Source organism: Streptomyces racemochromogenes, assembly GCF_039535215.1.
In the GTDB taxonomy this organism is placed as follows: Bacteria; Actinomycetota; Actinomycetes; order Streptomycetales; family Streptomycetaceae; genus Streptomyces; species Streptomyces racemochromogenes.
This window is the reverse complement of the sequence record NZ_BAAAWT010000001.1, coordinates 6,273,881-6,292,896: the sequence shown is the minus strand read 5'-3', so window position 1 is coordinate 6,292,896 and position 19,016 is coordinate 6,273,881. Positions and strand designations below refer to the sequence as shown.

The following is a 19,016-nucleotide window of genomic DNA, read 5'->3' as shown; positions in this document are numbered from 1 at the left end:
AGCCCCTCCCCGTTGACCCGGCCGACGTGGCCGCGGCCCGCCCCGCTTGGTCGTGCCGCAAGCCTTCCCCACCAGGTGGTTTCCGGCAAGGAGGATGGACGCATGGCACGGAAGATGACTCAAGAGGAATGGCGGGCGTTCGGCCGCCGCCGCGCCCGCACCCCGGCGCCGCCCTCGCCCGGCCCGGACGCAAGCCCGCACACCGCTCCCATCTGCTCCGTTCCGACCGCGGGCGCCGTCGTCTTCACCACCGGCGAGAAGGCCGTCAAGGGGCGGATTCCGGCCCCTTGACGGCCCGGCGGGGCCCGGCACGGCCTACGGGCCGACGGCGTCGAGGAGCCGGGCCGTGTGCACCCGGCCCGCGTACTCCACCAGCCTGATCAGCACTTCCTTCCCCGAGTCCTTGTCCCGCGCGTCACACAGCACCACCGGGGTCCCCTGCTCCAGGTCCAGCGCCCGCGACACCTCGTCCGAGGCGTAACTGCGGGCGCCGGTGAAGCAGTTGACGGCCACCACGAACGGGATCCGCCGGTGCTCGAAGTAGTCAACGGCCGGGAAGCAGTCCTCCAGCCGCCGGGTGTCGGCGAGGACGACCGCCCCGAGCGCGCCCTGCGACAGCTCGTCCCACAGGAACCAGAACCTGTCCTGGCCGGGGGTCCCGAACAGGTAGAGGGACAGGCCCGCCCGGATGGTGATCCGGCCGAAGTCCATGGCCACGGTGGTCGTGGTCTTCTGGTCCACCCCGCCCGTGTCGTCGACCAGTTCGCCGGCCTCGCTCAGCAGCTCCTCGGTGCGCAGCGGCCTGATCTCACTGACCGCGCCCACGAGCGTGGTCTTGCCGACCCCGAAGCCGCCGGCCACCAGGATCTTCAGGGCGAGCGCGGCGAGTTCCTCCTCGGCCGCGGCGCCCGCGCCACAGCTCCCGGGCCCCGCCGTGCCGTTGTCGTGCAGTCCCATCACAGTGCTCGCAATCCCTCGATGACTTCCCGCAGAATCCGCTCGTCCGGCAGCCGCGCGGGCGGCACCGGCCGGCTGACCCGCACGTGTCCCGCCTCCAGCAGGTCGCCCAGCAGCACCCGCACCACGCCCACCGGCAGGTCCGCCTCGGCGGCGAGCTCCGCGACGGACTGCGTCTCGGAGCGGCAGAGGCCGAGCAGGGTCCGGTGCTCCGGCCCGAGCAGGGCCTCGTCCCCCGCGCCGGCCGCCTCCGGGTCGACGACGACCAGGGCGATCAGGTCGAACCGGACCCCGTGCGGGCCCGGTTTCGTACGTCCTCCGGTCATGGCGTACGGGCGGACCAGCGGGCCCGCCTCGGCGTCGTACCACTGGCCGTCCATGTGCCGGACCGCCGTCCTCACCCGGCGGCCGGGGGGCGGACCGCGAACCGGGGCGGTGCGTAGAGGTGTTCGCCGACCCGTTTGACCAGCCGGGCCATCTCGTACGCGATCAGCCCGATGTCGGCGCCCGCGGTGCTGAGGACGGACAGGCAGGAGCCGTCCCCGGCCGCCGCGACGAAGAGGAACCCCTCGTCCATCTCGACCATCGTCTGCCGCACGGTCCCGGCGCGGAAGTGCCGGCCGGCGCCCTTGGCGAGGCTGTGGAAGCCGGAGGCGACCGCCGCCAGGTGCTCGGCGTCCTCCCGGCCGAGGGCACTGGAGGAGCCCACCGCCAGCCCGTCGTTGGACAGCACCACCGCGTGGCGGACCTCGCGGACCCGCATGACGAGTTCGTCGAGGAGCCAGTCCAGTTCACCGGATCCGCGGACGCCGTCGAGGGCGGTCCTGTGGTGTTCGGTCATCACACTTCTCCTTCGGTGCCTGCGTGGGGGGAATCGTCCCGGGAGCCGCGCGCCCACCCGGCCCGGTAGGCGGCCATCCGGTCGCGCGCCTGCTCCGGGCTGCGCTCCGGGTGGTCCGCGGCGGGCCGTGCGCCGTCCGGGGCCCGGCCGGCCGCGGGTGCCTCGCGCAGCTGCGGGACCAGGCTGGCCTGGCGTACGCGGCGCGGCAGTTCGGTCACCGAGGCGGCCGGAGCGGTCGGCTCGGGCACGGCCGCGGGCACGGCCGACGGCGCGGTACGGAGGACCGTGCCGCCGGGGCCGCGCGGCCGCAGCGGGGCCACGGGGGCGGGTAGCGGGGCCGGCCGCGGCCCGGCGTCGGACGCGGGCACGGCCGACGGCGCGCGCCCGGCCGACGGCGCCGGCACCGCCGACGGCGCGGAGGCGTGCGCGGCGCCGGGCGCGGGCTCCGGCGTCCGCCCGGGAGAGGGCTCCGGCTCCGGACCGACAGCGGCGGGCGGGGCCTCGATCGCCCCCTGGAGCAGGGGGTTGGGCAGCAGCACCACGGCGGTGGTGCCCCCGTACGGCGAGGGCCGCAGGTGGACCTGGATCCCGTGGCGCGCCGAGAGCCGGCTGACCACGAACAGGCCGAGGCGGTCGCTGTCGAAGAGGTCGAGGTCCTCGCAGTGCTCGATCCGGCGGTTGGCCTCCGCGAGCGCCTCGCGGCCCATGCCGAGCCCGCGGTCCTCGACCTCCAGGACGTAGCCGGCGCCGACGGGTTCGCCGCTGACGCGGACCCGGGTGTGCGGCGGGGAGAACTGGGTGGCGTTCTCGATCAGTTCGGCGAGCAGATGGGTGAGGTCGGCGACGGATCCGCCGCTGACGGCCGCCTCGGCGAGCCGGTGGACCTCCACGCGCGGGTAGTCCTCGATCTCCGAGACGGCGGCGCGCACCACGTTGGTCAGCGGCACCGGCATCCGCCAGGCCCGGCCCGGGGCCGCGCCCGAGAGGATGATCAGGCTTTCGGCGTGGCGGCGCATCCGGGTGGTGAGGTGGTCCAGGCGGAAGAGGTCGCCGAGTTCGCCCGGGTCGTCGGCCCGGCGCTCCATCGAGTCGAGGAGGTCGAGCTGCTTGTGCACCAGGACCTGGCTGCGCCGGGCGAGGTTGACGAAGACCCCGCTCACCCCGTCGGCGAGTTCGGCGCGTTCGACGGCGGCGCTGAGGGCGGCCCGGTGGACGGTGGAGAGGGCTTCGCCGACCTGCGTGATCTCGTCCTCGGCGGGCGGCCCGGACGGGGCCTCGGCCTCCACGTCGATGTCCTCGGCCCGTCCGGCGCGCAGCCGTTCCATGGCCTGCGGGAGCTTGCGGTGGGCGATCTCCAGTGCGGTGTTGCGCAGCGACACCAGTTCCACCACCAGGGCGCGGCCGATGCGTACGGAGATCACCAGCGAGGCCGCGACCGCCGCCAGGCCCAGCAGCACCGCGGCGCCGGCCGGGCTGAACGCGCCCTCGGCGAGCGGGTCGGCGAGTCCGGCGGACCGGGCGTGCGCGGCCTGGCGCACCTCGCGCATCGAGCCGCTCACGGCCGTGTAGGCGGAGTCCCAGCCGGCGGGCACGCCGCGCACCTCGCGCGCCGCCGAGGCGGCCGCAGACGCCGCGGGGGCCGAGGTCGCGGCGGCGGGGACGGGGTTCGGGGCCGGTGCGGGGGCCGCTGCCAGGGCCCGGTCCTCGGCGGCGGTGAGCTCGGCGTAGGGGGTGCCCTTCGACACGGCCTCCCAGACGGAACGCTGGGGCGCCGGCAGGTCCCGCGCGGTGGCGGCGGTGAGGGTGCGGCGGGCCTCCACGGCGCCGGCCAGGCGGCGCTGCGCGTCGGCGGTGCGGGGGCCGGGCAGGGCCAGCAGCGCGTCCTCCCGCGACAGCAGCTCGCCCGCCCGGGCGAACTCCAGCAGTACCCGGGCGTCGGCGCCGAGTTCGGCGTCGGAGCCGCCGGAGAGGGCGCCCTCGGCGGCGAGGGCGGAGTCGGCGACGCGGGTGTACGTCTCGTAGGCGCCCTCGGGGGTGGCGCGGCGGGCGGCGACGTCCTTGCGGGCGGGGCCGAGGGCCTCCGCGGCGGCGACGAAGGCCCCGAGGCGGGCGACGGTGTCGGTGCGGTAGTCGCCGGAGTCGGCGACGGTGTGCCGGTCGCCGAGGCGCAGCCGGCGTACGGCTTCGTCGGTGCGGCGGGCCTGCTGGTCGAGGGCGGAGGCCTCGCCGGAGGCGGGGTCGGCCAGGAAGCGGACGGCGGCCCGGCGCTCGGCCTGGATCTCGGTGAGGGCGGCGGCGACGGGGGTGCGTATCTCGGCGTCGACCTGGCGGATCCGGCTGAGCCGCGCCATGTCCTGGGCGGTACTGACGGTGGCGAAGCCCCAGAGGGCGAGCAGGGAGACGACCGGGACCATCAGCAGGGAGACGATCTTCGCCCGGACGGTGGCGGGCCGCAGCCGCTCCCACGGCCCGCCGGCCCGGCCCCGGCCGGGGCCCACGGAGGGGGCGGGGCGGGGCGCGTGCTCCGGCGGTTCCGCGGCGGGGGGACCGGCGTGCGCGCGGCGGCCGCGCGAGGGGGGGTCGGGCAGCCGCGGCGGCGCGGCTTCCGGTCTGCTGCGGGGTCTGCGCATGGGCTCCTCGTTCCGGGGCGGTACGGATCCTCAGGGGACGGTCGGGGGTCAGCGGGAGGGGAGGGCGCCTTCGCCGAGCCGCCGAGCCGCCGCGCCGGGTGCCGCCGAGCCGGGAGCCGCCCCACCGGAAGCCGCCCCACCGGAAGCCGCCGCGGGAACGCCGGGCGCGGCGGCCGACGCCGCCCGCTCGTCCGCCGTCGGGGAGAGCGCCACGAAGGCGGCGGTGATGAAGAGGTAGGAGCCGAGCCCGACCGCGAGCGGGAAGATGAACTGCAGGGCGGTGGCTCCGGGCAGGGCCGCGTCCGAGGGGGTGACGCGGACGGAGACGGCGATCATCCCGGTGTAGTGCATGCTGCTCACGGCGGCGCCCATGACGAGGGAGGCCACGGCGACGGCGACCGGCGACTTGATGTTGAGGGCGGCCCACAGGGCGGCGGTGGCGGCGACGACGGCGATGGCGACCGAGAGGCCGACGGTGAGCGGGTCGTACGCGATCCGCCCGTGCAGGCGCAGGGCGGCCATGCCGAGGTAGTGCATGCTCGCGACCCCGAGTCCGGTGGTCAGGCCGCCGAGGACGAGGGAGCGGCCGCGGTCCCTGCCGTAGCCGACGGCGAAGACCCCGGCGCCGACGACGACCATGGCGACGAGCAGGCTCAGCAGGGTCAGCGGCACGTTGTAGTGGATCTCGGTGCCGGTGACGTGGAAGCCGAGCATGGCGATGAAGTGCATCGTCCAGATGCCGGTGCCGATGGCGGAGGCGGCGGTGAGGAGCCAGTTGCGGCGGGAGGCGCCGGTAGCGGCGAGCGCGCGGACGGTGCAGCGCAGGCCGAGGGCGGCGCCGATCGACGCCATCACGTACGACAGTGCGGGTGTCAGCCAGCCATAGGCGGCGTGGTCCAGGTGTCCCATGGCCACGGGACGCTAGTCCGGGTGAGGGCGCGAACAAGGGGCGCATTTCGAAAGACGCTGCAACTGCTGGAATATGACAGAGAGACGTTCATCTCCGATCACCCCACGTGTCACCTTGTGCACGGTCCGCAGAGGTCGTGAGGGTGCGGGATCATGTGCGCATGAGCCGTATGAGTCGTACGAACGAAGACCACACGCGTGTGCAGGAGTTCTTCGGGGCCCGCGCGGCCGCCTGGGACGGGAAGTTCCCGCAGGACGGGCCCGCCTTCGCGACCGCGGTGGCGGAGTTCGGCGTGGGGCCCGGGGAGCGGGTGCTCGACGCGGGCTGCGGGACGGGCCGGGCGCTGGTCCCGCTCCGCGCGGCCGTGGGTCCGTCCGGAACGGTGCTCGGAGTGGACCTGACCGCGCAGATGCTGGCCGAGGCGCGACGGGCCGGCCGCGACCGCGAGGGGACCCTGCTGCGGGCGGACGTGGCCCGGCTGCCGCTGCGGGACGGGGCGCTGGACGCGGTCTTCGCCGCCGGGCTGATCGCCCACCTGCCCGATCCCGCCGAGAACCTGCGCGAGCTCGCCCGCGTGGTCCGGCCCGGGGGCCGGCTCGCGCTCTTTCACCCCATCGGGCGAGCCGCGCTCGCCGCGCGCCACGGCCGCGAGCTGACCCCGGACGACCTGCGGGCCGAGCACAACCTCGGCCCGCTGCTGTCCGGTTCCGGCTGGCGGATGACCTCGTACGCCGACGAGGACGCCCGCTTCCTGGTCCTGGCCGTACGCGCGGCCTGAACGGGGCGCGCGCACGGGCCGCACCCGGAGCCGGGCCCGGGCCTGCCCTGGGCTAGGCCTGCCCTGGGCTAGGCCGGGGGCTGGGCGTCGGCTCCGGCCGGGCGGCGCGGGTGCGGCACGGGACAGCCGCCGGCGCCGGGCACGGGGAACGTGCCGAGCTCGCCGACGTCGTAGCCGTCGCGGTATCCCTTGATCTCCGGGTTCTGGCGCGCGTAGTGCGGGGCGGTGCGCGGGGGCAGCAGCCGCACCGCCCGCCCGCGCAGCCGCAGCGCGCCCCGGACCAGCCGCTGGAGGCCGGGGCGGGGGGTCTCGTACCGGAAGGCGGTCAGCAGCGGCTCGTCGAGCAGGGCGAGGCTCGCGCGGCGCACGGCGGGGGCGAGCGGCGCCGGGTACCAGGAGGCCATCAGGTCGAGGGTGGAGTCGGCGACCGCGCGGCCACCCGCGTCCCAGCCGAAGTGGGCCTCCTCGTAGGCGTCCAGGGTGGCCTCGAACTCCTCGTAGGAGCCCGGGATGTCCGTGATGCCCATGTGCCGGCCGAGGGCCGCGTAGTAGTGGGCGCAGGCCCGGCGCTCGTGGTGGGTCAGCGGGCGCCAGCCGTAGACGTCGAGCCAGCGCGCCGGGATCACCACGAAGGTGCACAGGACGTAGCGCATGTCGTCGTTGGAGATGTCGTAGCTGCGGTGCATCTGGTTGACGCGGCGGATCGCGGTGCGCGCGGTGTCGCTCTCGAAGCCGTGCTCGACGACCGCGTCGAGGAGCAGGGAGGTGTCGTCGTACCGCTTCTGGGCGCGCTCGGTGAACTCCGCGGTCTCGGCGAGGAGGGCCCCGATGGAGGGGACGGCGTAGGTCCGGAAGAGCGCGAGCTCCAGGGCGCGGGTGAAGTCCCAGGGGAACTCGTAGGTGGCGGTGAGCCGGTAGATGGCGAGGAAGTCCTTGTCGGGGTCGAGCCGGAGGATCTCCCTCAGCCGGTCGTAACGCTGCACCGGTCTCCCTTTCTGTGGCGGGTCCCCAACTCTACGTGCAGGTGGCGGCCTTGGAAATCGATGCCCGTCGGGTCTCGACGGGCGAGTTACCCGCTGGTTAAGGTGCGCCGACGAGAACGCGATCGGGAGGCACCGGGAGGCCACGTGTCCGATGAGGAGGACGGGGGCTCGCTGTACGTGCTGACGGCCGTGCTGCTGACCCCCGCGCAGTTTCCGGCGGTGCTCGGCGACGACTTCCCCGAGGCGTGCGCGCATCTGGGCGTGGAGCCGGCCGCCGACGGGTACGGGCTGGTGCTGGGACAGGACGAGGAGGGCGCGCGCTGGACGGTCGTCGTGGACGACGTCTCGCTCGTGGCCGCGGCCATCGCCTCCTGGGACTGCGGCATCGAGTACGACCTGTCCCCCGACGAGCGGACGATCGTGGCCTCGCTGGCGGGCTGGCCGCTGGAGCTGACGGTGTCGACGGCGGGCATCCCCGAGCCGCACGACCCGGAACAGGGTGCGGACGGCACGGGGCGGGTGCCGCTGGCACCGCCGTCGGCGGACGCGTGGGGTCCGGTGCAGCGGCGCCTGGGCGCGGACCAGATCGCCCGCGAGTGGGCGGACTGGCGCGAGCGCGTCGCGGAGGACGGCGGGGCGGCGGCTGCCGCGCACCCCGGGCTCGCGCGGGCGCTGGAGGAGGCCGCCGGGTACGTGCGGCAGGCCCCGCCGCCGGGGCGGGTCCGGTCGGCCTTCGCGGACGAGGGCGTACGGACCCTGCGGGCCGACGGGCCCGGCTGGTCGCTGGTGGCCCGGACGGGCGGACCGGCGTTCGTCCTGCTGGACGAGGAACCGGGCGGGGTCCTCTCCGTCCCCGGCGAAGGTGAGGCCGGGCTGCCGGAACTCTCCGGCCTGCTGGCGGCACTGGACGGCGTGGCGACCCGGCCGGCCTGAGCACCCGGGGTGCGGGGGCACGGGGTGCGGGCCACGGCCCGATCCCGACCAGCGGCCAGTCCTGGTTGCCCCGTGGGCGACGGCCCTGATGCGGGACTACTACGGGGGTCTGGCGTCACGCCCCCGTCTGCCCCCGCGGCCGACGACGCGCCTGCCCCTCGCGATGCCTCGGGCCGCCGTGTCCAGGACCGGGGCGCCCCGCCACCGTCAGACGCGTTCGAGCGGGACGTGCGGGAGGGGCGGGAGGGTGGTGGTGATGGGGTCGCCGGGGCGGATCGTGCCGCCCTGGCGGACCACGCCCATGATCCCGGCCTTGCGGACCACCCGGCCCTCCTCGTCCCGGCCGACGACCCGCTTGAGCAGGCCGTCCTGGAAGGCGTTGATCTGGGGGCACGGATTGCGCAGGCCCGTCACCTCCACCACCGCCTCCGCGCCCATGCGCAGCAGCGTGCCCGTCGGAAGGGCGTGCAGGTCTATGCCCTGGGTGGTCACGTTCTCCCCGAGCTGACCCGGGGCGACGCTGAAGCCGGCTTCGGCGACCTCGTCGAACAGCTCCCGGTGGATCAGGTGGACCTGGCGCAGGTTGGGCAGGGTCGGGTCCTGCGCCACGCGCGAGCGGTGCTTGACCGTGACCCCGGCGTGGACGTCGCCCTCGACGCCGAGGCCGGCGAGGAGCGTGATGCTCTCCCGGTTGGGCTTGGTGAAGGAGTACTCGGCGTTGCTGCTGACGGCCACGACCGTCGCCCCGGTCGCCGCCGTGCCGTGCCCCGTGGTGGTGCTCATGAGAAAGTCCCCCGTCCCCCCTGCCGCCCCCGGCGGCCGAACTTGCGCTTCCGCCAGGGTCAACGTGCGGGCGCGGCCGCGTGTTCCCGGCCGGGTTCCGTCGCCGAGTGGCCGACGCGACGCTTGCCGGGGTCCGGGAGCCGCATGACGATGGGCCCTTCGCGTACCCGGCTCCAGGACCCCTCGGGAGGGTGACATGGGTGATCCGTCGTTGGCGCTGCCGGGCGGGGCCGACCCCGTCGAGCGCACGCGCGTCCTGCGGCGGGCGCACGAGGCCTTCACCCGGGACGGCCTCGTCGAGCCGCCGGTCCGGGCCGTCATCGCGCAGTCCTGGCGGCGGTGCGCCCGGGCACGGGTCAGCCCGGAGTCCGCGCCCCGGCGGGCCCGGCCGGAGGCGGAGCTGCCGGCCTACCGGGAGCAGCACCCGCTGGCGCCGGTGATGCCGCTGTTCCGGGATCTGGTGGGGGCGTTCGCGGCGCGCGGGGCCCATCTGCTCGCGGTGTGCGACGCCCGCGGCGAGCTGCTCTGGGTCGAGGGGGAGACGGCCACCCTGCGCCGCGCCGAGCGGCTCGGCTTCGTACCGGGCACGCGCTGGGCGGAGGCGGCGATGGGGACCAACGCGCCCGGCACGGCGGTCGCCGTCGGGGAGCCGGTACAGGTCTTCGGCGCGGAGCACTTCAGCCGCCTCGTGCACCCCTGGACGTGCGCGGCGGCCCCGGTGCGGGATCCCGGCACGGGCCGGGTGCTCGGGGCGGTCGACATCACCGGCGGCGACGGGCTGGCCCACCCCCATTCGCTGGCGTTCGTCCAGGCGGTGGCGCGGGCCGCCGAGGCCCAGCTGGCGCTGCTTGCGCCGCAACCGCCGGCCCCCCGCGACACCCTCGCCGCGCTCGGGCGGGACGAGGCGCTGCTGGTGCTCGGCGGCCGGCGGATCCCGCTGGGGCGGCGGCACAGCGAGATCCTGACGCTGCTCGCGCACCACCCCGAGGGGCTGTCCGGGGAGGAGCTGGCCTTCGCCCTGTACGAGGAGGAGTCGGTGGCGGCGGTGACGCTGCGGGCGGAGATGTCCCGGCTGCGCGCCCTGCTCGGCGCCGGGAACCTGCTCTCCCGCCCGTACCGCACCGCCGTCCCCCTGGAGGCCGATTTCACGGCCGTGACCCGGCACTTGGCGGCGGGGGCCGTCTCCGCCGCCCTCACCCGCTATCCGGGCCCGCTGCTGCCGGCCTCCTCGGCCCCGGGCGTCGTCCGGCTGCGGCGGCGGATCGAGGAGCAGGCGCGGGCCGCGGTGATCGCCCGGGCGGATCCGGGGCTGCTGGCCGACTGGGTGTGCAGCCCGTGGGGCGCGGAGGATCCCGAGGTGTGGCGGGCGCTGGCCGGAGCCCTGCCGTCGCAGGGCCGGCCGGCCGCGCTGGCCCGCGTACGCTCCCTCGACGAGGAGCTCGGCGGCGGGCGTGCAACGTACCCGCAACCTGCCCGCCCCTAGCGTCCTCGCCGAGTGCCGGCCGACGGCGGCCGGCGCCCGGCAAGGGGAGGACACCCATGGCCCGTTACGCGGCACCCGGCACCGAGGGCGCGCTGATGTCATACGCGTCCCGCTACGGCCACTTCATCGGCGGGGAGTACGTGGAGCCGGCCAGCGGCCGGTACTTCGAGAACCCCTCCCCCGTCACCGGCCGGCCCTTCACCGAGGTCGCGCGCGGCACGGCGGAGGACGTGGAGCGGGCCCTGGACGCCGCCCACGCGGCGGCCCCGGCCTGGGGCCGCACGTCCGTGACCGAGCGCTCCACGATCCTCCTGCGCATCGCGGACCGGATGGAGCAGCACCTGGAGGCCCTCGCCGTCGCGGAGACCTGGGAGAACGGCAAGCCCGTCCGCGAGACGCTCGCCGCCGACGTGCCGCTCGCCATCGACCAGTTCCGCTACTTCGCGGGGGCGCTGCGCGCCCAGGAGGGGGCGCTCAGCCAGCTCGACGACGACACGGTGGCGTACCACTTCCACGAGCCGCTGGGCGTGGTCGGCCAGATCATCCCGTGGAACTTCCCGATCCTGATGGCCGTGTGGAAGCTGGCCCCGGCGCTGGCGGCGGGCAACACGGTGGTCCTCAAGCCGGCGGAGCAGACCCCGGCCTCGGTGCACTACTGGCTGAGCCTGGTGGCCGACCTGCTGCCGCCGGGCGTCGTGAACGTCGTCAACGGCTTCGGCGAGGAGGCCGGCAAGCCCCTGGCGTCGAGCCCGCGCGTGGCGAAGGTCGCCTTCACCGGGGAGACCTCCACGGGCCGCCTGATCATGCAGTACGCGGCGGAGCACCTGAAGCCGGTGACGCTCGAGCTCGGCGGCAAGAGCCCGAACATCTTCTTCGACGACATCTGGGCGACGGACGACGACCTTCGCGACAAGGCCCTGGAGGGCTTCACGATGTTCGCCCTGAACCAGGGCGAGGTGTGCACGAGCCCGTCGCGCGCGCTCATCGAGCGCGGCCGGTACGGCGACTTCCTCGACGCGGCGGTGGCGCGCACCGAGCTCATCGTCCCGGGCCACCCCCTGGACACGGACACGATGATCGGCGCCCAGGCCTCGGAGGAGCAGCTGCGCAAGATCCTCTCGTACGTGGAGATCGGCCGGCGGGAGGGCGCGAAGGTCCTCACGGGCGGCGGCCGCATCGACCACGGCGGCGACCTGGCGGGCGGCTTCTACGTGGAGCCGACCATCTTCGAGGGCGACAACCGGATGCGGATCTTCCAGGAGGAGATCTTCGGCCCCGTCGTGTCGGTGACCTCCTTCCACGACTTCGACGACGCCATCCGCATAGCCAACGACACGGCCTACGGCCTGGGCGCGGGCGTCTGGAGCCGCGACATCAACACGGCCTACCGCGCGGGCCGCGCCATCCAGGCGGGCCGCGTCTGGACGAACTGCTACCACGCCTACCCCGCACACGCGGCGTTCGGCGGCTACAAGCAGTCGGGCATCGGCCGCGAGACCCACAAGATGATGCTGGAGCACTACCAGCAGACCAAAAACCTCCTAGTCAGCTACTCCCCCAAGAAGCTCGGATTCTTCTAGAGCGTGAAGTCGGGCTCCTGGAGGGGAGGTTCCCCCCCCCAGGAGCCCTTATCGATCAGACACTGATCGGCGCGGAATGACTACAATACGTAGCCGGAGGACTCGATCAGGCATTCCTCCCGGACCAGTCACGGACCAGATCCCGGCCAGCGCCCACCGGCTCCAGTGACCGTCGTCAGCAGTCATGGTTACGTCGGACACGACCGCGGCCGTCGCGCCGCGGCTTCACCTGCCTGCCCGTAGCACGCCGTCGATGACGTGGAGCAGTGGCGGACCGGCGGGCCACGGCAGCTCCCCGTGGGTGGCTGCGGTTGCCAGCCGGAGAGCGCCGAGGAGGGGGTCGCCCTCGGGGGTGTGGAGGCGGGCACCGGGGATGCGGGACGACAGCCGGTCGGACACAGCCTCGCGCAGGCCGTCCAGGTGGAAGAGGCGGCCGGTGAGGGCGATCCGGGGGGCGTCGAGGCCGGTCGCGGCCGCGGCTGCCGTGTCCGTGATCTCCTCGGCGGCGCGACCGAGGATGCCGGTCGCGACCGGGTCTCCTGCCCCGGAGGTCTCGGCGACGTCGGGCGCCAGGGAGGCGAGGAGCCCGGCCCGGTCGGGGCGCAGCTGGAGGGCAGCCGGGAGGCCGGGGACCGGGCCGAACCGGTCGAGTACGCGGGCCAGGAGCGCGGGGGATCCGCCCGCCCGGCCGTCGTGGGCGCGCAGGGCGGCGTCGACTGCGGCGCGGCCGATCCAGGCGCCGCCTCCGCAATCGCCGAGCAGGTGGCCCCAGCCGTCGGCGCGCCGCCACCCGGTGGTCAGGTCGGTGCCCAGTGCGATCACGCCCGTTCCGGCGGCGACCACCACGCCCGGCCGGGCACCGAGGGCGCCCGCGTAGGCGGCGACCGCGTCGGCGGCCAGCACCAGACGACGGGATCCCGCGTGCTCGGCGAGCGGGCCCGGCAGGCGGGCGGCGAGGTCCTGGCCGAGCGTCGCCATGCCGGTGGAACCGACGGCGAGGGTGTCCACGGTCGCTGTTCCGGTCTCGGCGAGCAGGCCGTCGAGGGCGGGGAGCAGGGTGCGCAGCAGGGCCTCGGCGTCGATGCCGCGCGGCCCGGTGCCGGTGGGCGTGGCGCGTTCGGCGGTGGCTTCGATCCGGGGGTGGCCGTGTTCGTCGATTCGGGCGAGGGCCATCCGAAGGCCGGTGCCGCCGATGTCCACCCCGGCCACCCGGGTTCCGTCACTCATGACTCGGCCTCCGGGGGCGTCCCTGAACGGCTACGTGGGCCCGGTGCAGCGCCTCGCCCGCTGCCAGGTCCTGGCGCTGGGCCAGCCTGACGTACAGGCAGTCGACCACGACGAGTTGGGCGATCCGGCTGACGGTGGCGCCGGTCCGGAAGGCGGTCTCCCGGCCGGCGAAGGTGAGGAGCAGTCGGGCGCTCTTTCCCAGCGGAGACAGGGGGTCACTGGTGAGGGCGGCGGTGGTGGCTCCGCGCCGGGCGGCCTCGGCGAGCGGGTCGATCACCTCGCCGGTGCGGCCGGAGTAGGAGATGCCGATGGCGACGTCCCCGGCGCGCAGGTGGGCGGCACCCATCAGTGAGCGGTGGACATCGGATCGGGCGGTGGCGGCGAGTCCGAGATGCTGGAGCTTGTACTCCAGGTCGGCTGCCACCACGGCGCCGGACCCCGCCGCGTAGATCTCGATCCGCCGGGCGGCCGCGATCCGGTCGACCAGCTCGTCGAGGACGCGCAGGTCGAGCTGTTCGGCGGTGTCCTGGGCGGCGCGTGCATCGAGGCGGGCGACCTTGGCGACCACGGTGGCGGTTTCGTCGTCGTCGGCGATGTCGTCTCCGGCTCCGATCCGCACCGCGAATTCCTCGCCGCCGGCCAGCTGCGCGGCGGCCAGCACCAGGCGCAGGTCGGGGTAGCCGCTCAGGCCGAGGGCGCGGCAGAAACGGGTGACGGAGGTATCGGACACTCCGGCGGCGGAGGCGAGGCGGCTGATGCTGAGCGTGGCGGTGCCCGCCGGGTCGGCGAGGACCAGATCGGCGATGGCGCGCTCGGCGGGTGAGAGGGAGGGCAGCCGTCCGCGTAGCTGCACGATCAGGGCCTGGGCGGTCGGCCGGTCCACGCGGGTTCCTCCTGGGCGCCGGGGGTCAGGGGTTGGGGGTTCGGAATGCGAGATTCGGAGATGTTGCTCTTCCACATCTCAAACTTGTCGTGCAAGAATCCTCCACATCGCTCAGGGGTGTCAACTCCACGGCGTGTCCGCAGTGTTCCGTCTGCCCGGTGAAGGAGGGCCAGCGAGGTGTACCACTCTGTCGCGCTGACCATCCGTGCCCACGTCGACCTCTGCCGCGTTGCAAGCGCGACCTGTCGATGCGTCACCTCTGCCCGCTGACACTGCCCCGGGCCGCGACGCGGCCCCCACCTCACCTCCGAGGAAGAACCCGTGACCGCCCCGGCTTCCCATGCGCCCGGACGGCCGCTGCGGGCCGCCTACGTATTCGACCGCACCCTGACCGCGCTCACCGAGAGCGAGCGCGATCGGATGCTCACCGAGTACGCGGCCTCCGGCCTCAACGCCCTGATCACCAAGGCCGAATCCGTCACCCCTGAGCTGGCCCGCGCCTGCCGCACGGCGGGCCTGAGTCTGCTCGGCAGCGTCGCCTGCTTCAGTGACCACGCACGCCCCGCCGCCGAGCAGCGCCCCAACCTGTACCCGGTCTCCGGCGACGGACGGCCATGGCAGCGCATGGAGTGGTACACGGGCCTCGTCCCGACCGATCAGGCGTACATCACCGAACTCGCCGACCGGTGCGGGTTGTTGGCAGTCTCCCCGTTGCTGGACGGGCTGGTGCTGGACTTCCTGCGATGGCCGCTGCACTGGGAGCTGGAGCTTCGCCCCGGCGCCGCACCGCGCCGCTCCTCGTACGATCCGCACACGCTGGACGACTTCACCCGGCGCACCGGCATCGCGCTGCCCAGCGGCTCGCCGTCGGCTAAGGCGGGGCACCTGCACGCCCACCACGAGGAGGCGTGGCACCGGTACCGCTGCGAAGTGATCACCGACGTGACGCGCAGGCTCACCGACGCGATTCGGTCCGCCCGGCCGGGGCTGTGGACCGGCCTCTTCCTGGTCCCCGCGGAGGATGGCGAGCAGCGCCGCCGCCTGGTCGGGCAGTGCGTCGCCGAGCTGGCGCCGCTCGTCGACGCCGTGCTGCCGATGTCTTACCACGCGATCCTGCACCGGGAGCCCGCGTTCGTGGGCCTGGTCGCCCGGTCTGTGCGTACCGACAGCGGTCCGACGGCCGTGGTGCCGATGGTACAGACGACCAACTCGCCCGTGCTCGCCCGAGGTGCCGACTGGGGGCCGGAGATCACCGTCACCGACCTCGTCGGGGCGGTGCGCTCCGCGCTGGACGCCTCCGGCGACGGCGGCCTGTGCCTGTTCCCCGGTGAGGGGTTGGACGGAACGGGACTGCCACTGCTCGCGGAACACCTGCGGACTGAGGACGGCCGGGAGCATCCTCCGCTGCCGCCGACCGAGCGGCGCAACCCCGCCACCGTCGGCATCGACCGGCTGCCCACGGACGAGCTGCTCCGTGCGATCAACGCGGAGGACGCGCGGGTCCCCGCCGCCGTCGCCCGCGCTCTGCCCACGCTCGCCCTCGCCGTGGACGCGGCCGTGGCGGCGCTCAGGGCGGGCGGCCGAGTCCACTACGTCGGCGCCGGCTCCTCCGGCCGCTACGCCGTTCTCGACGCCGCCGAGCTCGCCCCCACCTACGGGTTGGAACCGGGCAGGATCGTGGCCCATCTGGCCGGCGGGCCGACCGCGCTGGCCCACGCCGCGGAGAACGCCGAGGACGACGAGGCCGCCGGACGCCGGGCGCTGGCCCAGGTCACCGCCCGGGACGTCGTGCTCGGCCTGGCCGCCAGCGGGCGCACCCCGTACGTGGCCGGGGCACTGGCCGCCGCCCGCGCCGCCGCGGCCACCACGGTCCTGGTCAGCTGCAACCCCGACGCGCCGCTCGCACGTACCGCCGACCTGCACGTCTGCACCGACACCGGGCCGGAGGCCATCACCGGCTCGACCCGGATGAAGGCTGGCAGCGCACAGAAGCTGGTGCTGCACAGCTTCTCCACCGCCGTCATGGTCCGGCTCGGGCGGACCTGGTCCAACCTGATGACGGATCTGGCGGCGACCAACGCCAAGCTGGCCGGCCGCAAGCTCACCCTGCTCGCCCAGGCGACCGGCGCGGATCCCGGGACCTGCCGTGCCGTACTGCAAGAAGCCGGGGGCGAGCTCAAGACCGCCCTGGTGGTGCTGCTGACGGGGGCCGATACGCAGGAGGCACGCGCCGCGCTGGCGGTACACGGCGAGGTGGCACGGGCGGCCGTGGCCGCGCTGACGGTCCGATGTCCCGGGGACTCCGCACCCGCGACCTGAGTCGGCCACCGACCGGACGAGCCCGCGCCGCACCCACGGTCCCGCATGCCCGGCGGGACCCCGCCAGAGAGGCTTCACCATGTCCCTACCCCCGCACGCCCTGCGCCGGCACGCCCCCGGCACCCGCCCGCTGCTGGCCGGCCTCCTCGTCACCCTGCTGCTGATCGCGACGAGCGCACTGACCGCTCCCGCGCCTGCCCTCGCGGCCTCCACGGGAGTCAACTCCGCTCCCGCCGTCACCCCGGCCCTGCGCCAGTGGACCGGCGGCGCCGGGCAGTTCACGTTCACGGAGACGTCCCGGATCGTGCTGGACCCCGCCACCGCGGACCTCTCCACCAGCGGCGCTACCTCGGAGCGCCTGTCGACCCGTACGCTGGCGCAGGTCGCCGACCGGTTCGCGGCCGACCTGGCCGCGGTCACGGGGCGCACCCCGCCGGTGGCCCGCACCTCCGCACCCGTCGCGGGCGACGTCGTACTCGCCGTGGCGGCCGACGCCGGGCTCGGCACCGAAGGCTACGCCCTGACCGCCACGGACACCCGGGTCACCCTCAGCGCCCCCACGTCCTCCGGCGTGTTCTACGGAACCCGCACCCTGCTGCAGATGCTGCGCCTGGGACCCGGCATCCCCCAGGGCGCCGCCCGTGACTGGCCCGGGGTGGCCTACCGGGCCGAGCACTTCGACGTCAGCCGCCGTTACATGGCACCCGCCGACATCGAGGACGAGATCCGCCGGGCCTCCTGGCACAAGGTCAACACCATCCAGCTGATGTTCAACCAAGCCAACGCCTTCCGGTTGCACAGCCCCGCCTATGCCGCGCTCGCCCCGACCGATCCGGCCCAGCGCTACAGCCAGGCCGACATCGCCCGGATCGAGGAGGTGGCCGCCCAGTACCACGTGGTGATCGTGCCTGAGATCCAGGGACCGACCAAGGCCCAGCCGTACGCGGCCTTCGGCGGCACCGACCGGTCGCTCGCCGCCCGTTGCGGGGATCCCGGCACCCTGGACTTCACCGACCCGGCGGCGACCGCCTGGATGCAGGGCATGCTGGGCGAGTTCATCGGCTGGTTCCAGGGCCCCTACGTCCACCTCGGCAACGACGAGGTACCTGCCGCCCTGGCCGACTGCCCCTACATCAAGTCCAAGTTGACCGCTGCCGCGCCCACCATGGCCGACCTCCAGGAACAGTTCATCACGGCCGAGCGGTCCACCGTACGGGCCCACGGCAAGCGCGCCGTGATCTGGGTCAACGGCACCGCCATCCGGCCCGCCACCGACGTCCTGATCATGAATTTCGGCAGTACCGCCGTCTCCGCCACGATGCGTTCGCTCGGCTACGACGTGGTCGACTCCGCCTACCGCACCGGCCCGTACACCCGCTTCTACATCTCCCCGGCCGACTACGAGAGCAAGGTCGTGCCGCGCGGCGACATATACGACTGGACCCCGGTCTCCGATCCGCGCAACGCCGGCCAGGTCCTCGCCGCCTGGGGTGACGACCTGTACTTCAGTCAGACGGACTACTACCTCGACCAGTTCGACGGCCGCCGCGCCGAACTCGGCGAGCGCACCTGGAACCCCGACCCCGCCGCACGCAGCTACGCGGCCTTCACCCAGGACCTCCGGGCCATCGGGGACGAGCCCGCCACCTCGCCCCGCACCCCGCCGGCGCCGACCACCGACGGCGCACCCGTCCACACGTGGACCTTCGACAGCCCGTACACACCGAGCGCCGCGACCCACTACCCCGGCGACTGGAAGCTCACGCTGCCCGACACCACCGGCACCCTCCACGCCAACGGCTCGCTCTACCCGCCCCAGTACCCTGCCACCGGACACAACGGCAACGGCCTCGGCTTCACATCCGGCAGCGGCCAGACGCTCAGCATCGGCGGCCGGGCCGTCCAGGGGCCCTGGACGCTCTCCCTTTGGGCCAAGCGCACCGGCGACGCCACCGACACCGTGCTGCTGCGCGACACCGACACCGCCATCAAGGTCGAGCAGACGGGCAGCGACCACCGGCTGGGCCTCACCGCGTACGGCATCGGCGACTACACCTTCGACTACTCACTGCCGCTGGGGCAGTGGACCCACCTGACCCTCGTCTCCACCGGCAGCGGCACCACCCTCTACGCCAACGGCGCCCCTGCCGCCGCCCTCCCGCAGACCATCGCGCTCCCCCTCGGCGGCTTCGGCGGCAAGCGCCCGTTCACCGGCGTCATCGACGAGGTCCAGTTGTACCGCCAGGCCCTGACCGCCGCCGAGGTCGCCGAGCGCTACGCCCAGGCCACCGGCGGCGCCAACCTCGCCCTGAAACGGCCCGTCACCGCATCCAGCACCTACCGCGCCGGGGTCGAACCCGCCTACGCCGTCGACGGATCCGGTACGACCCGGTGGTCGAGCAACCGCACCGACCCCCAGTGGCTCCAGGTCGACCTGGGCGCCCCGACGGCCATCGGCCGCGTTCGGATCGAGTGGGAAGCCGCCTACGGCAAGGCCTACCAGATCCAGGTCTCCGACGACGCAGTCCACTGGACCACCGTGTACGCGACCACCACCGCCGACGGCGGGACGGACGAGATCACCGGACTGGGCGCCCACGGACGCCACGTCCGCCTCTACGGCACCGCCCGGGGTACCCAGTACGGCTACTCCGTCTGGGAGTTCCAGGTCCACGCAGCCTGATCTTTCCTCTGCCCGAACCTCACCGA

At 74.5% G+C, this 19,016-nt stretch carries 17 protein-coding genes; 8 read left to right on the top strand and 9 right to left on the bottom strand.

Annotated elements, in window-relative coordinates; translation table 11 throughout:
• Positions 1-102 precede the first annotated feature (102 nt).
• Complete coding sequence (locus tag ABD973_RS28970) at positions 103-291, top strand: hypothetical protein (RefSeq protein ID WP_125602896.1); 189 nt, start codon at positions 103-105, stop codon at positions 289-291.
• Positions 292-315: 24 nt separating this feature from the next.
• On the opposite strand, the gene ABD973_RS28965 is transcribed toward ABD973_RS28970, so the two are convergent.
• From ABD973_RS28965 to ABD973_RS28945, 5 genes are read right to left on the bottom strand one after another with little or no spacing between them, the layout of a single operon-like run.
• On the bottom strand, positions 316-957 hold the full coding sequence (locus tag ABD973_RS28965; RefSeq protein ID WP_241253144.1) for a GTP-binding protein: 642 nt from the start codon (positions 955-957) through the stop codon (positions 316-318).
• Positions 957-1,337: a DUF742 domain-containing protein gene (locus tag ABD973_RS28960; protein WP_125602897.1), complete on the bottom strand. Its 381-nt coding sequence runs from the start codon at positions 1,335-1,337 to the stop codon at positions 957-959. Before ABD973_RS28960 ends, ABD973_RS28965 begins: the two co-directional genes overlap by 1 nt.
• A 17-nt stretch (positions 1,338-1,354) precedes the next feature.
• The gene (locus ABD973_RS28955) at positions 1,355-1,798 is read right to left on the bottom strand and encodes a roadblock/LC7 domain-containing protein (RefSeq protein WP_125820246.1); all 444 of its coding nucleotides are present in this window, start codon (positions 1,796-1,798) and stop codon (positions 1,355-1,357) included.
• A complete protein-coding gene (locus ABD973_RS28950) occupies positions 1,798-4,428 on the bottom strand; it encodes a sensor histidine kinase (RefSeq protein ID WP_345502942.1) in 2,631 nt (876 codons plus the stop codon). Before ABD973_RS28950 ends, ABD973_RS28955 begins: the two co-directional genes overlap by 1 nt.
• A gap of 48 nt (positions 4,429-4,476) precedes the next feature.
• Positions 4,477-5,337: an MHYT domain-containing protein gene (locus tag ABD973_RS28945; protein ID WP_345502940.1), complete on the bottom strand. Its 861-nt coding sequence runs from the start codon at positions 5,335-5,337 to the stop codon at positions 4,477-4,479.
• A gap of 161 nt (positions 5,338-5,498) precedes the next feature.
• Here ABD973_RS28945 and ABD973_RS28940 point away from each other — a divergent pair, with 161 nt between their 5' ends.
• Positions 5,499-6,116, top strand: a complete 618-nt coding sequence (locus ABD973_RS28940) for a class I SAM-dependent methyltransferase (protein WP_386381968.1) — start codon at positions 5,499-5,501, stop codon at positions 6,114-6,116.
• Positions 6,117-6,184: 68 nt separating this feature from the next.
• Here ABD973_RS28940 and ABD973_RS28935 read toward each other — a convergent pair whose 3' ends face one another.
• A complete protein-coding gene (locus ABD973_RS28935; RefSeq protein WP_125820249.1) occupies positions 6,185-7,099 on the bottom strand; it encodes an oxygenase MpaB family protein in 915 nt (304 codons plus the stop codon).
• Positions 7,100-7,243: 144 nt separating this feature from the next.
• On the opposite strand from ABD973_RS28935, the gene ABD973_RS28930 reads away from it, so the two are divergent.
• Entirely contained in the window at positions 7,244-8,032 is a 789-nt protein-coding gene (locus ABD973_RS28930; protein ID WP_125820250.1) for a hypothetical protein, read from the top strand.
• Between the two features lie 207 nt (positions 8,033-8,239).
• Here ABD973_RS28930 and ABD973_RS28925 read toward each other — a convergent pair whose 3' ends face one another.
• Positions 8,240-8,815 (bottom strand): MOSC domain-containing protein, encoded by a 576-nt coding sequence (locus tag ABD973_RS28925; protein WP_345502937.1) that lies wholly within the window; start codon positions 8,813-8,815, stop codon positions 8,240-8,242.
• A gap of 196 nt (positions 8,816-9,011) precedes the next feature.
• Between ABD973_RS28925 and ABD973_RS28920 the strand changes: the two genes are divergently transcribed.
• Positions 9,012-10,298: a GAF domain-containing protein gene (locus tag ABD973_RS28920; protein WP_125820252.1), complete on the top strand. Its 1,287-nt coding sequence runs from the start codon at positions 9,012-9,014 to the stop codon at positions 10,296-10,298.
• Positions 10,299-10,354: 56 nt separating this feature from the next.
• Positions 10,355-11,878 carry an acetaldehyde dehydrogenase ExaC gene (exaC, locus tag ABD973_RS28915; protein WP_125820253.1) on the top strand — a complete coding sequence of 508 codons (1,524 nt, stop codon included), beginning with the start codon at positions 10,355-10,357 and terminating at the stop codon, positions 11,876-11,878.
• A gap of 225 nt (positions 11,879-12,103) precedes the next feature.
• Here the strand turns inward: exaC and ABD973_RS28910 are convergent, their stop codons facing one another.
• Together ABD973_RS28910 and ABD973_RS28905 are read right to left on the bottom strand one after the other, a co-directional pair.
• Positions 12,104-13,105, bottom strand: coding sequence for an N-acetylglucosamine kinase (locus ABD973_RS28910; protein ID WP_345502932.1), 1,002 nt, complete (start codon positions 13,103-13,105; stop codon positions 12,104-12,106).
• A complete protein-coding gene (locus ABD973_RS28905) occupies positions 13,098-13,988 on the bottom strand; it encodes a MurR/RpiR family transcriptional regulator (RefSeq protein ID WP_164720835.1) in 891 nt (296 codons plus the stop codon). Before ABD973_RS28905 ends, ABD973_RS28910 begins: the two co-directional genes overlap by 8 nt.
• Before the next feature lie 177 nt (positions 13,989-14,165).
• On the opposite strand from ABD973_RS28905, the gene ABD973_RS34830 reads away from it, so the two are divergent.
• From ABD973_RS34830 to ABD973_RS28895, 3 genes are all read left to right on the top strand, one after another.
• Positions 14,166-14,258, top strand: a complete 93-nt coding sequence (locus ABD973_RS34830; protein WP_386381971.1) for a putative leader peptide — start codon at positions 14,166-14,168, stop codon at positions 14,256-14,258.
• Positions 14,259-14,309: 51 nt separating this feature from the next.
• Positions 14,310-16,307 (top strand): N-acetylmuramic acid 6-phosphate etherase, encoded by a 1,998-nt coding sequence (locus ABD973_RS28900; protein WP_345502929.1) that lies wholly within the window; start codon positions 14,310-14,312, stop codon positions 16,305-16,307.
• 79 nt (positions 16,308-16,386) lie between these two features.
• Positions 16,387-18,990, top strand: a complete 2,604-nt coding sequence (locus tag ABD973_RS28895) for a family 20 glycosylhydrolase (protein ID WP_345502927.1) — start codon at positions 16,387-16,389, stop codon at positions 18,988-18,990.
• Positions 18,991-19,016: the final 26 nt, after the last annotated feature.